This window comes from Ferdinandcohnia sp. GQ5, from assembly GCF_059759275.1.
The window spans coordinates 278087-290758 of sequence record NZ_JCAXEW010000002.1 but is presented as its reverse complement, the minus strand read 5'-3'; the positions used below and the strand labels follow the sequence as shown (position 1 = coordinate 290758).

Here is a 12672-nt window from a genome sequence, read left to right as displayed (position 1 = left end):
GTACTTTTGAAGGGGGGATAACGTGAGCATTAGAAAATACAAAAAGACGGAAGTTAATAAATTGATAAAAATTTGGTACGAAGGTTCCGTAATAGCACATGACTTTATTGAAAAGGATTTTTGGAAATCACAACAGAAGGATATGGAAGGAAAATATCTGCCAATGTCTGAAACCTATGTTATATGTAATGAAATAGAAGTTGTGGGCTTTGTTTCAATGATAGATGATTACTTGGCGGCACTGTTTATTGATGTTGAGCATCAAGGCGAAGGATACGGAAAAAGATTATTAAACTTTATAAAGGAACGAAGGAAAAAAATTCAACTGAAAGTGTACAAGAAAAATAGGAATGCTGTTAATTTTTACATGAGGAATGGTTTAATAATAGAAGAAGAATTAATAGATAAACAGACTGATGAGGAAGAGTTTTTAATGGAATGGCTAGGAGTTTAAGTTCCATAGGCTGAACCAAAATATTACATAAAATGATTTCTTGTTGTTCAAAAGATGCGTTGATCCCAAGAAGGAATAAGACACTTTTTTGTTGAAGTGATTAAACTAACGGGACATTTTAGGTGAATGTGATGTTTGGAATTAACGTTAGAGAACGGTTACGGTTAAGAGGGAGAAAATCATTAAATAACATAGCATTTAGAGGTGGAATTCGCATACTAATTCACACCTCTTTTTTTCGTTGTTATAACAGCATTGACTGTTAATACGGTTATAAAACCGCATAGGCTTTAGAAAAAAAGGTATCAAACCTTGCTATCTGGCAAAAGATTAGCCCGATTTCCAAAAAAATATAGCAGTTATATATACGTTCTATGAAAGGTTAATTTAATACAATTTCTGTTACCTCTAAATTCATCTCGTCCAACTTAGAATAAAAGACAAGCTTAATATCGTCGAAATAACCATTATCGGGTAGCTTTATGCTTGTTCCATCTCGAAAAAATATCTCATATTCATTGATTTCAACTTCATCTTCATTTTTATAGTAATTGATTTTTTCAATTTCATTCCATTTATATATATGGCTGTGGAGTTTTAGAGGGGGAGTGTGTGAAATTGAATTATATGATATTGAAGTATTGGCTTTTGAAGCTATAAAAAATGGCACAAGGCTTAGAATAATACAAATAATGCTTAATATAATTGAGACTTTCCTATTGTTCAATAAAAAGAGTAACATCATAGATATGAATAAGAACAGATAACCGACTATATAGATGTAAAAGATATTTTTTGGTACAAAGATATGCCATAACCCAGGTTTATAGTGTACAATTTCAGCAACTGTCTGCGGAACAAATAGAAGAGATATCGGTGCAAATATAGCGAAACATATTCCAATTACCAAATAAATAATCCTGTTTTCATAACCATAAGTTATGTTTTTCATATGCTTCCACCTCCAAAATTTAACTTTTATATAACATACGATTAAGGCGCGAAGAGGTTTCGGATAAATCGTTATTTCTGTATTATCTTACATTGGCTATGTCAACAGTATTCGTTACTTTTTATTTAGTAGACTTATAAATACATTAAGCCTAGTTATATATTATATTCTTATTAGAACAAATAAATTTTAAAATTTGATTCATTCGTGATTATATATTTTAGGTATGAATGGAGAACGTATAGATATTTTTAAATGACAGTCTTGTTTAACTATCCGGTGCATTATTCCAAAAAGGATTAAATGCCTTTTTTGTTGCAGTTATTAAGCTAACGGGCCAGGTTAGCTGAAGAAGGATTATCTGTTCGTAGGTCGAATATAAGAAGGGTATTTAGTTTTATAGTTTAATTTAGGGAGATCTATAATGAGTTATAAAATAGCTTTTTTCTATATAGATGGAACTATAACAAATCACGAGGATGGCAGCATTCCCCATTCTACTATTGAAGCTATAAAAGCTTTGAAGAACAAAGGGATAAGGGTAGTAGCAGCAACAGGAAGACCGTTATCAATGTGTAAGGAAATACAAGAACTAGGTATTGAAACATTTATAACAGCAAATGGTGGATATGTAAACACAATCAAGAGGTTATACATAAGTACCAATGGATAAAAGTATTATTCAAGAAGTAATGGAATTTGCCAAATTAGAAAATTCCGGTTTGTCATACTATACAGAGGAATTCAGTATGAACGGTGTAACAGAGAAGGAAATCTTAACGGCCTTAAGGGAAACCTTGTCACTGAATGATTATCCTAAAACTAATGACTTAATTCATAAAGAAGATGTATTTTTATTGTGTTTATTTGCAAATGATGAAACAGTTGAAAGGTATAAACAAAAGTTTCCGCAACTAATATTTAAAAGATGGCATCCCTATGTTTTAAATGTTTTGCAAGAGGATGTTTCAAAGTCATTAGCTATAATAAAAACTTTGAATTTTTTTGGCATTGATAAATCGGAAGCTATCGCATTTGGTGACGGTGAGAATGATATTGATTTGTTGGAATTAGTAGGGTTAGGTCTAGCAATGGGGAATGGAAACTTAAAATTGAAGAATGTTGCGGATTTTGTTACTAAACATGTAAATACCCGGTCCGTTCAGCAAATCTATCTTTTGAGAATATCGCTGTTTTTCTTATTGAATAAACGGGGCAGTATAGTTTAACAAGAATTTATTAAAACAGAGGGATTTAAAATGAATATCTACGCAATTGAGGAATTAAAGAAAAATAAAATATTAGACTTTTTTAAGTTGCATTGGGGAAGTACAGAAATGGTTATTTCAAGTGGAGTCTATGATTGCAGTTCCTTAGATGGTTTTACTATTATTAATGATGAAGGTAAAATCATTGGGTTAATTACTTACATAATTAAAGATGATGTATGTGAAATAATTTCATTAGATAGTGTTGAAGAAGGTAAAGGTATAGGTACTAAATTAGTTCAAACAGTAGAAAACCTTGCTATTAAGAGAAAGTGTAAGTTCGTTAAACTCATAACAACAAATGATAATTTATTAGCATTAAAGTTTTATCAAAAAAGAGGTTTTATTTTGTCGCAAATTATAAATAATGCAGTTGAGAAGGCTAGAAAAATAAAGCCTGAGATACCCTTAATTGGTGATGACGGTATCCCTATCAGAGATGAAATTGAATTAATAAAAATATTGAACTAACGGGTGTGTTGATCCAAGTAGGATTAATGCACTGTTTTGTTGAAGGTATTAAACTAACGAAGCAGTTTAGTTCAATTACCTAAGAAAAATAATTATAAGAAACGCCAGTCTTAAAGACTGGCTCCATTCTAGCACCAGACAAGATGAATATGAGCAGCTAGTTGGGTTTAACAATGATTAGTTTTTTGGTTTCAATACTTGTCGTGATAGTTCGCCGATTTGGTCAACGAAGGCGTCCAACTTCGCCCACGATTCGTAATACTCATAAGGGGACGCCGCAGCCGATAACCCTTCGATTGCTTCGTCAACCAATTGATTCAACGCCGCATTGTCCGACAATGATTTCACGTGCTCTAATATAGGAATATCCCGTTCGATTGATTGTTTAAGAAGTTCTTGTGGATAGACGCCTTTTTCATATGTCCCGAAAAAATTCAAATCACCTTTTGGAAGTGCGAAGCGTATTTTCTGTTTTGTTTCAGCGTCTTCCCTTTTGTAATCAATGAAAGCCAACGAAACATTTCGGTCGTTTACTTCAAAAGATGGCACTTCGTTTAATTCTATTGAATCAACGTATCTATTCACCTTTTCCGACATTACTTCCGTGAAGGGTACATTCAAAGGATAGTCCTTAGCCATTTCAATGATTTCTTCTTTCGTTGTTGCGCGTTCTTTCGCCTTCAATTCGGTCGGTGCGTCAGCTTGTGCGAAGCCGACGACTAAACCTCCACCAATGAAGACCGAACTCAATACGAATATTGCTTTCGATTTCACTTTTTCGAATCCCCTTCTTCCATAATTTTTCCTTATTTAAGAGTAACATAATTATTTTGTAATTTGGTAAATTTATCATTGTTTTTTTAGATATATAGGTAAAAAGTGTGATTTATTGTAGTAGGAATTCATTTTATAGTGAATTTAAATAAGTTTTTTCACTATTGGGTGCGTTGTCCAAGAAGAATTAAGTCACTTTTTTGTTGAGGTTATTAAACTAATGGGGCTGTTTAGTGGAAAAAGAAGGGAAAATGTTTGCGGTTGTCAAATATATTTCTTAGAAAAAATATAGTTATTTTTTAGGAGGAGACAATGGGGTATATAGAAGATTTACGCAAGGTTGTTGGAAATCAACCTCTAATATTAGTTGGGGTTGCCGTAGCTGTAATAAACGAAAAAGGAGAATTTTTATTACAAAAACGAAGCGATGGACTTTGGGGAGTTCCTGGTGGATTTATTGAATTAGGAGAATCTACTGAAGAAGCAGGGAGAAGAGAAGTTTTAGAAGAAACAGGAATTGAAATTGGTAAACTTGATTTAGTAGGTGTATTTTCAGGGAAACATCACTTTGTTAAATTACCAAACGGTGATGAATTCTATCCTGTTACTATCGCATATATTTCAAAAGATATTAAAGGTGGAATTCTTGAAGCAGATGGTCAAGAAACTATTGAAGTAAAATTCTTTAAAGTAAATGAGTTACCGGAAGGGCTAAATCCTTTGATAAAAAATCTTATTAAACAATATTCGCTGTCTTTATCACTATAAGAAATAACAAGTTTGTGAAGAAGTGTACTTAATGTAAAGAATGCAATAGTTGAACAACAGGAATACTAATCATAAGATACTTTAAAAAGTGGGGATATACGATGATTGCAAAAACAGAAGAAGATTTTAATGGTTTGAAGGAAATTGGCAGAATTGTGGCCTTTATTAGAGATGAATTGGTACAAAGAACAACTCCTGGAATAACGACTAAAGAACTTGATGATATAGCCGGAGAACTTTTTGAGAAAGAAGGCGCATTATCAGCTCCAAAAAATGAATATAATTTTCCTGGCTATACTTGTATTAGTGTTAATGAAGAAGTGGCACATGGTATTCCGGGAGATCGGGTTATACATGAAGGGGATCTAGTAAATATAGATGTATCAGGCTCAAAGAACGGTTACTTCGCAGATACAGGAATCTCGTTTGTAGTAGGTGAAGGAGAAGAAGTGTTAACAAAAATTTGCGACGTTGCTAAACAAGCATTTGAAGAAGGTCTTAAAAGAGCAAAACCTGGTTCCAAAAAAAGTGGAATCGGAAAAGTAGTTTATCAAACAGCAAAACAGCATGGTTTAACAGTTATCAAAAACCTTACAGGACATGGTATTGGACGTACAATACACGAAGCACCTGACCATATTTATAATTATAAGGAAACATGGGATGATGAATTACTAAAGGAAGGGATGGTTATCGCATTCGAACCATTTATTTCGACCTTTGAAGAAGAAGTATTCCAAATGGAAGATGGATGGACCTATGCTACTGAAAAAAGCTATGTAGCTCAATTGGAACATACGATTATCCTTTCTAAAAATGGTCCGATTATTATCACACTTTAATTCAAGGAATCCGCGGAAGAGAAAAATACATAGAGTTTACTTACGAATGTGCGTGCGTTGATCCAAGAGGGATTACGCACCTTTTGTGTTAAAATAATTTAACACTTGAGCAGTAAAGTTAATTCCTTTAATTTCGTAGTAAAAATAAATTGGGACATAAGAAAGGTGATGCCTCTGACGGGATTCGAACCCGCACTCCTTTCGTAAGCATAGGCTAAGGGAGAACACGCTTCCCTACGGAATTTCACCGACAGGAATTTCACCTGTCTCAGCTGTTTTTGCTTTTCGGTGCTTCTGAAACCTTTGCCTTGCGACCCGGTGGCTACAATGTTTTCCGGCGCTCTTCCCTTCTAGAGCTACAGAGGCGTTTTAAAAATTATATGTCATAGGATTGCGAAGAATCAATCATTATTTATTTTTCATATTGTTCGGTTCGATGAAAGAAACAGTTCTAGTTAATTTTGGACTAGATATATTTTTTGAACTAAAGGTACAGTTTAGTGAAAAAATAAAATAACGGAATGAGGGGTACCTTGATTAAAATAATTGACATAAGTAATAGAAAAAATGCTGAAGATGTTTTAAACATTCAAATACCATCATATAAGGTAGAGGCAGAAATAATTGGTTCATATGAAATACCACCATTAAAGGATACAGTTCATACTTTGCAGCATTGCGGAGAAACGTTCTTTGGTTATTATCAAAATGAAAAACTATGCGGAGTAATATCTATAAAAGTAGCAGAAGATGAAGTTGATATCCATAGGTTAATCGTACATTCAAACCATTTTAGAAAGGGAATTGCACAGTTGCTATTAAATTTCATTGAAACTAAGTTCGAGGTTGAAACAATAAAGGTAGCAACAGGTTCTAAAAATATTCCAGCAGTTAGTTTTTATAAAAAGAATGGATTTCAAACTATTAAAGAGATCATAGTAAATGAACAACTCTCCTTATCCTATTTTGAAAAGAAATTATAATCCTCTTATTGAAGTAACTGTGCGATAGACCAAGAAGGGTTATCGCCTGTTTTTGTGAATGTAAGATTGTACTTAAAGTAATGGGTCCGTTGATCCAAGAAGGATTAATGCATCTTTTTTGTTGAAGTTACTAAACTAACGCTGCAGTTTAAGTGAATATCGAATATGGATATTATGTTAAAATCTGATAGTGCAACGGGGTGGCAAAAATAAAAAAAGTTCTTCAGCATTTATAGTTCAATTGTAATTCACTTAGTCTATATAGTTTGTTAGAAGGTAGTCGGTTATATAAAAACAAGAGTGAGAAAAAGAGAGAAACAATTCAAAATACGGCTGTATATAAAATATATTCAAAAAATTCACGTTTTACAAAAAAATACGTTGTAAACGTATAAAACTCAGGTTATAATAGCAATAAATTCCTAATTAATTTCACCAGTGGAGTAATTAAACTAAATATAGCCTGTATATTTAGTTGTTTGGGGATATTTTTAGTTATTTATTAACATGGTGAACTAAATTAGAAAGAATTTAGGATTACTCATATCGATGATTCTGGAAATTAACAGAGGAGATAGAAGTAATGATAATCATGATTTGTCAGGTGTACGGGGGAGAAATAACTACAACTAGACGAAATACCTGAAAAAAACAAACAAGGGGGAAGTCATTTGAGAAAGGAAAATTTTTGGAAGACGCTGTTGATTGTTTTAGTTTCGTCGGTATTGTTTGTAGGATGTTCTAGTAAAGAAAGTGGTGGGCAAGAGAATGATGGTGGAGATACCACCAAATCGGAAGCGAAAGAATTAGTAATAGCAGTGAATGAAAACTTCATCTCAATGGACCCACATGATACAGGAGATACAAATTCAGGATCCGTACAGTCTGCAATGTTGGAGGGTCTACTAGGTACTGATGAGGAAGGAAAGATTATTAATCTACTAGCTAAAGAACATACCATAAGTGATGATGCATTAACATACACTTTTAAGCTTCGTGAAGGTGTAAAGTTTCATGATGGTGAAGTGTTCAATGCCGAGGTTGTAAAGGCCAACTTTGAAAGAATAATCAACGATGATAGCCTTCGTTTAAGTAGTCGTGGATTTAATCTTGTGACAAATGTAGAAGTCGTAGATGACTATGAGATTAAAGTAACATTAGAGGAGCCTTATAGTGGAATGTTAACAAGATTTATTTCAGCTAAAATGCTGAGCCCTAAGCTCCTAGAAAAGGGAAGTGAGGAGATTGGTAAAAATCCAGTCGGTACAGGTCCTTTCAAATTTGTTGAATGGGTTCAAGGAGATCATTTAACAGTCGAGCGTTTTGACGAATATTGGAGCGAAGCAGATCGTGTGAAGACAATTACGTATAAACCTGTGCCGGAAAATGGTTCACGTGTAGCCATGCTAAAAACGGGTGAAGCTCACTTAATTTATCCTTTACCAAATCAAAACTTGAAAGAGTTGGAAGGGAATGACGACATAGTTATTCATAAAATACCTTCTACAATCGCCCGTTATGTATCAATTAACACAATGAAAGAACCATTTAATGATCCTCGGGTTCGTCAAGCTCTTAACTATGCTGTAAGTAAAGATGCGTTTATTAAAGTAGTAAACGCAGGATTTGGATTACCATTAGATTCTGTTATTCCTAGCAAGACACTACATTACCAAAAACAGGAAGTGTACGATCAAAATATTGAGAAAGCAAAAGAATTATTAAAAGAAGCAGGTTATGAAGATGGCTTTAAGGCGGAAATATGGGGAAATACAAACTCAGATACAATGAAAGGTATGCAATTTGTTCAACAACAATTAAAAGAAATTGGAGTTGATTTAGAAATAAAATCGATGGAAGAAGGAACACTTTCAAACGAGATTTACGGACCACAAACACCTGAAGAAGCCAAAGTACAAATGTGGTATGTAAGCTGGTCAGCATATCCATCTGACATTACAAATGCGACAAAACCATTATTCTACAGTGGGTCGTTCCCTCCGAATGGCGCCAATACTGCTTACTATAAAAATGATCAAGTGGATAAATGGATTGAAGAAGCTAATGTAACAGCAGATGAGAGCAAACAGGCACAATTCTATAGTGATATCCAATCAACAATCTATCAAGACGCACCTTGGATTTTCCTTGGAGTTGATGAAATCTTAGCAGGGACAAGAGCGAATATTGAAGGTGTGTTTGTTACTCCGACAGGCAGTATTAATGTAACAGATGCAAATCTAAAGTGAAAAAACAGTAAGTAATAGTAAAAAAGGGGCGGAGGGATGTAATCCCAATGCTTCTTTCCTTCTTATGAAAGGGGTTAGCAAATGTGCTCCAATATATTTTAAAACGGATCATCGAAATGATTCCTATCCTATTCGTTGTTTCGATATTAATCTTCTTTTTTACTCACTTAATCCCAGGAGATCCTGCAAGATTGGTTGCTGGTAAAGATGCCTCATTAGAAGAGGTGAATATCATTCGAGCCGAGCTAGGCCTCGATAAACCAATATTGGAACAATATATTACATATATGAGCAATTTGTTTCAAGGTGATCTAGGTACTTCCCTAAAAACTGGATTACCAGTTATGGATATGTTTGTTGATCGCTTTATGCCATCCATTTATTTGACTTTATTTAGTATGGTATGGGCGTTAATTTTCGGATTACTTATAGGTACCTTTTCAGCTGTATTTAAAAATAAATGGCCAGATTACTTAGGGATGGTTACGGCTGTATCTGGGATTTCATTGCCAGGTTTTTGGTTAGGGCTAATTCTAATTCAGATTTTTTCTGTTCAGCTAGGATGGTTTCCGACTGGTGGAGCAGAAGGATGGAAAAGTTATGTTTTACCCTCTATCACATTAGGAGCAGGAATAATGTCGATGCTCGCACGCTTTACTCGATCATCATTGCTTGAAACACTTAAGGCAGACTATATTCGAACTGGGCGTGCAAAAGGCTTAAAAGAGACAGTTGTTATTCCAAAACACGCGTTACGAAACTCACTAATTCCAGTGGTTACGATTGCAGGATTACAATTTGGATTCTTGTTAGGGGGATCTGTCGTAGTAGAGACCGTTTTTAGCTTTCCTGGAATGGGACGGTTACTAATTGATTCTATCTCATTTAGGGATTACCCAGTAATCCAAGCTGAGTTATTATTGTTTTCCATTGAGTTTATTCTTGTGAATTTATTTGTCGATATTCTTTATAGTTTTCTCAATCCGAAAATCCGTTATGTAGCATAGAGGAGGGTAGTTATGGAAGTTTCTAGGGAAGTAAGTAATAGCAGTATCGTGATAAAAGAAAATAAGTATTCTCCAACAAAAGAATTTTGGAATAATTGGAAAAGACAAAAGACGGCATTTTGGGCAAGTATCTTTATTTTATTGTTAATAATAATTGCCATTATTGGTCCATACATTACTCCATACGATCCATATGAACCCAACTACAATGAAACATTACAAGGCCCCAGTAAGGAGCACTTTGCAGGAACAGATGAATATGGTCGCGATATTTTTAGTCGATTACTAGTGGGTGCAAGAATTTCGTTGAGTGTTAGCTTTCTTTCTGTATTGTTAGGGGCTATCGCAGGAACAATTCTTGGGCTATTAAGTGGTTATTTCGGTGGATGGTTAGATCGCCTCATCATGAGATCCAGTGATGTAATGTTCGCATTTCCGGATCTATTATTAGCTATTGCGATTGTAGCCATTTTAGGTCCAGGACTAACGAATGTGGTGATCGCCGTATCCGTATTTAGCATCCCTTCCTTTGCAAGATTGGTTAGAGGATCAACCTTAGAGGGGAAAGAAACCGTTTTTGTTGAAGCTGCAAAATCGATGGGGGCATCGCATTTTAGGATAATGTTCAAACATATTTTTCCTGAATCTCTTGGTAGTTTAATAGTCTTTATATCAATGAGGATAGGGACAGCTATATTAGCTGCGTCAAGTTTAAGCTTCCTTGGTTTAGGAGCAAGTCCAGAAACACCAGATTGGGGAGCGATGTTAAGTCTCGGGCGTGATTATTTAGGTACGTCCTCACACGTGGTGATGATGCCTGGAATTGCCATCTTTTTAACAGTTTTGGCTTTCAACCTTGTTGGAGATGGTTTACGTGATGTTTTAGATCCTAAAACGAAGAATGAATAAGGGAGTTTGAAGAGGATGGAGATGTTACTACAAGTAGAAGGACTTGAAACCGAATTCAAGAAGGAAAAACAAAAAATAAAAATCTTACATGGCGTGAACTTTCATATAAATAAAGGTGAGGTTCTTGGTCTTGTCGGTGAATCGGGTAGTGGAAAAAGCCTAACATCACTATCAATCATGAAACTGTTTAAAGGAACGACTGGTGAAATAAGTGGAGGAAATATTACATTTAATGGCCGAGATTTAACGAATAAATCTGAAAGTGAAATGAGAAAAATTCGCGGGAAACAAATTGCGATGATTTTCCAAGAGCCGATGACATCCTTGAATCCTGTTATGAAAATCGGGGAACAATTGATGGAGCCGATTAGACTTCATTTGGGATATAAGGAAAATCAGGCAAAGGAGCATGCAATCTCGATCTTACAAAAGGTAGGTATTCCACGTGCCGAGGAAATCATTTACGAGTTTCCACATCAGCTATCTGGTGGGATGAGACAAAGAATCATGATAGCAATGGCGATTTCTTGCAAACCTCAACTATTAATTGCTGATGAGCCAACAACCGCACTTGATGTGACAATCCAAGCTCAAATATTGGATTTAATGAAACAGCTCCAAAAAAGAGAAAATATGTCCATGCTACTGATTACACATGACTTAGGTGTTGTGGCAGAGATGTGTGATCGAGTTGTTGTAATGTATGCTGGAAAAGTAGTGGAAGAGGCGGATGTGTTTGATTTATTTGAAAGCCCAAGACACCCTTACACGAAAGGATTAATCGGCTCTATACCAAAACTTGGTCAAAAAAGGGATAAACTTGATTCTATTAAAGGGAATGTTCCAGATCTTAGTAATCTACCAAAGGGATGCAAATTTGCCCCAAGATGTAACGATGCCATGTCAATTTGTTTTGAAGAAGAACCACCTGTTATGACACTAGAAAAAAATAGATCCTGTAGGTGTTGGCTATATAAAGAGGAGAGGGGGGACATTCTTGTCTAATACTCTTTTAAAAGTAGCTGGGTTAAAAAAGTCCTTTGAAATTCCCAATGGCATGTTTCGAAAAAAGAAAATGTTGAAGGCTGTTCATGATGTTTCATTCGAGATTCCTGAAGGTAAGACATTTAGCCTTGTCGGTGAAAGTGGGTGTGGTAAGTCAACAACAGGAAGATTGATTTCAAGGTTACTTTCACCAAGTGAAGGTGAAATTTGGATTGATGGAGAAGAAGTCTCTAAAAGAAAAGAAGCTCAGTTAAAAGCTATGAGAAAAAAGGTTCAAATGATATTTCAAGATCCATATGCCTCTCTGAACCCAAGAATGAAAGTACGGGATATCGTAGCTGAGCCTCTTGTTATTCATACAAATCTATCAAAAGAGGAACGAAATAAGCAAGTATCTGAAATTTTAGAAGTAGTTGGATTAAGCAATTATCACGCTGATCGTTATGCTCATGAGTTTAGTGGTGGCCAACGCCAACGTATTGGTATTGCTCGAGCACTTATTATGAAACCGCGACTCATTATCGCAGATGAACCAGTATCAGCATTAGACGTATCGATACAATCTCAAATATTAAATTTATTGAAGGATTTACAGGTTGAATATAACTTAACCTATTTGTTCATTTCACATGACCTAAGTGTTGTTGAACATATTAGCGACCATATCGGGGTTATGTATTTAGGAACGATTGTCGAGTCTGGACCGCAAGAGGTTATATTTTCTGAGCCAAAACATCCGTATACAAAAGCATTATTGTCCTCAATCCCGATTCCTGACCCGAGATTAAGGAGAGAAAGAATTATTTTACAAGGTGATATACCTAGTCCGGTAAATCCGCCTACAGGTTGCAAGTTTCATACTCGATGCCCAGTTGCTATGGATATTTGTAAAGTTACGGAACCTAAAGTAAAAAAAGGTGCAGAAGCAGATCATTTTATCGCATGTCATTTAGTAGAATAGTAGATTTAACTTATTTTTAGTAAACAAAA

General features: G+C 34.9%; 12 protein-coding genes and 1 pseudogene. 11 read left to right on the top strand and 2 right to left on the bottom strand.

Annotated elements, in window-relative coordinates; all coding sequences use genetic code 11:
• Nucleotides 1-22: 22 nt before the first annotated feature.
• Nucleotides 23-454 (top strand): GNAT family N-acetyltransferase, encoded by a 432-nt coding sequence (locus AC6CHV_RS03410; RefSeq protein ID WP_121447993.1) that lies wholly within the window; start codon nt 23-25, stop codon nt 452-454.
• 382 nt (nt 455-836) lie between these two features.
• On the opposite strand, the gene AC6CHV_RS03405 is transcribed toward AC6CHV_RS03410, so the two are convergent.
• Complete coding sequence (locus AC6CHV_RS03405) at nt 837-1406, bottom strand: hypothetical protein (RefSeq protein WP_341331308.1); 570 nt, start codon at nt 1404-1406, stop codon at nt 837-839.
• 424 nt (nt 1407-1830) lie between these two features.
• Here AC6CHV_RS03405 and AC6CHV_RS03400 point away from each other — a divergent pair.
• A pseudogene (locus AC6CHV_RS03400) lies at nt 1831-2635 on the top strand (Cof-type HAD-IIB family hydrolase).
• Between the two features lie 30 nt (nt 2636-2665).
• Nucleotides 2666-3145: a GNAT family N-acetyltransferase gene (locus AC6CHV_RS03395; protein ID WP_440274122.1), complete on the top strand. Its 480-nt coding sequence runs from the start codon at nt 2666-2668 to the stop codon at nt 3143-3145.
• Between the two features lie 177 nt (nt 3146-3322).
• Here AC6CHV_RS03395 and AC6CHV_RS03390 read toward each other — a convergent pair whose 3' ends face one another.
• Nucleotides 3323-3919, bottom strand: a complete 597-nt coding sequence (locus AC6CHV_RS03390; RefSeq protein WP_440274123.1) for a hypothetical protein — start codon at nt 3917-3919, stop codon at nt 3323-3325.
• Between the two features lie 312 nt (nt 3920-4231).
• Here AC6CHV_RS03390 and AC6CHV_RS03385 point away from each other — a divergent pair, with 312 nt between their 5' ends.
• From AC6CHV_RS03385 to AC6CHV_RS03350, 8 genes are all read left to right on the top strand, one after another.
• The gene (locus AC6CHV_RS03385) at nt 4232-4687 is read left to right on the top strand and encodes an NUDIX hydrolase (RefSeq protein WP_440274124.1); all 456 of its coding nucleotides are present in this window, start codon (nt 4232-4234) and stop codon (nt 4685-4687) included.
• A gap of 101 nt (nt 4688-4788) precedes the next feature.
• Complete coding sequence (map, locus tag AC6CHV_RS03380; protein ID WP_440274125.1) at nt 4789-5529, top strand: type I methionyl aminopeptidase; 741 nt, start codon at nt 4789-4791, stop codon at nt 5527-5529.
• A gap of 533 nt (nt 5530-6062) precedes the next feature.
• Complete coding sequence (locus AC6CHV_RS03375) at nt 6063-6512, top strand: GNAT family N-acetyltransferase (protein ID WP_498078134.1); 450 nt, start codon at nt 6063-6065, stop codon at nt 6510-6512.
• Nucleotides 6513-7183: 671 nt separating this feature from the next.
• A complete protein-coding gene (locus tag AC6CHV_RS03370) occupies nt 7184-8761 on the top strand; it encodes an ABC transporter substrate-binding protein (protein ID WP_498078133.1) in 1578 nt (525 codons plus the stop codon).
• Between the two features lie 83 nt (nt 8762-8844).
• A complete protein-coding gene (nikB, locus tag AC6CHV_RS03365; RefSeq protein WP_121445853.1) occupies nt 8845-9768 on the top strand; it encodes a nickel ABC transporter permease in 924 nt (307 codons plus the stop codon).
• Between the two features lie 12 nt (nt 9769-9780).
• Nucleotides 9781-10677, top strand: coding sequence for an ABC transporter permease (locus tag AC6CHV_RS03360; RefSeq protein ID WP_121445854.1), 897 nt, complete (start codon nt 9781-9783; stop codon nt 10675-10677).
• 15 nt (nt 10678-10692) lie between these two features.
• Complete coding sequence (locus AC6CHV_RS03355) at nt 10693-11682, top strand: oligopeptide/dipeptide ABC transporter ATP-binding protein (protein WP_498078132.1); 990 nt, start codon at nt 10693-10695, stop codon at nt 11680-11682.
• Nucleotides 11675-12643, top strand: coding sequence for an ABC transporter ATP-binding protein (locus AC6CHV_RS03350; protein WP_341331317.1), 969 nt, complete (start codon nt 11675-11677; stop codon nt 12641-12643). The genes AC6CHV_RS03355 and AC6CHV_RS03350 overlap by 8 nt, the downstream gene beginning before the upstream one ends.
• Nucleotides 12644-12672: the final 29 nt, after the last annotated feature.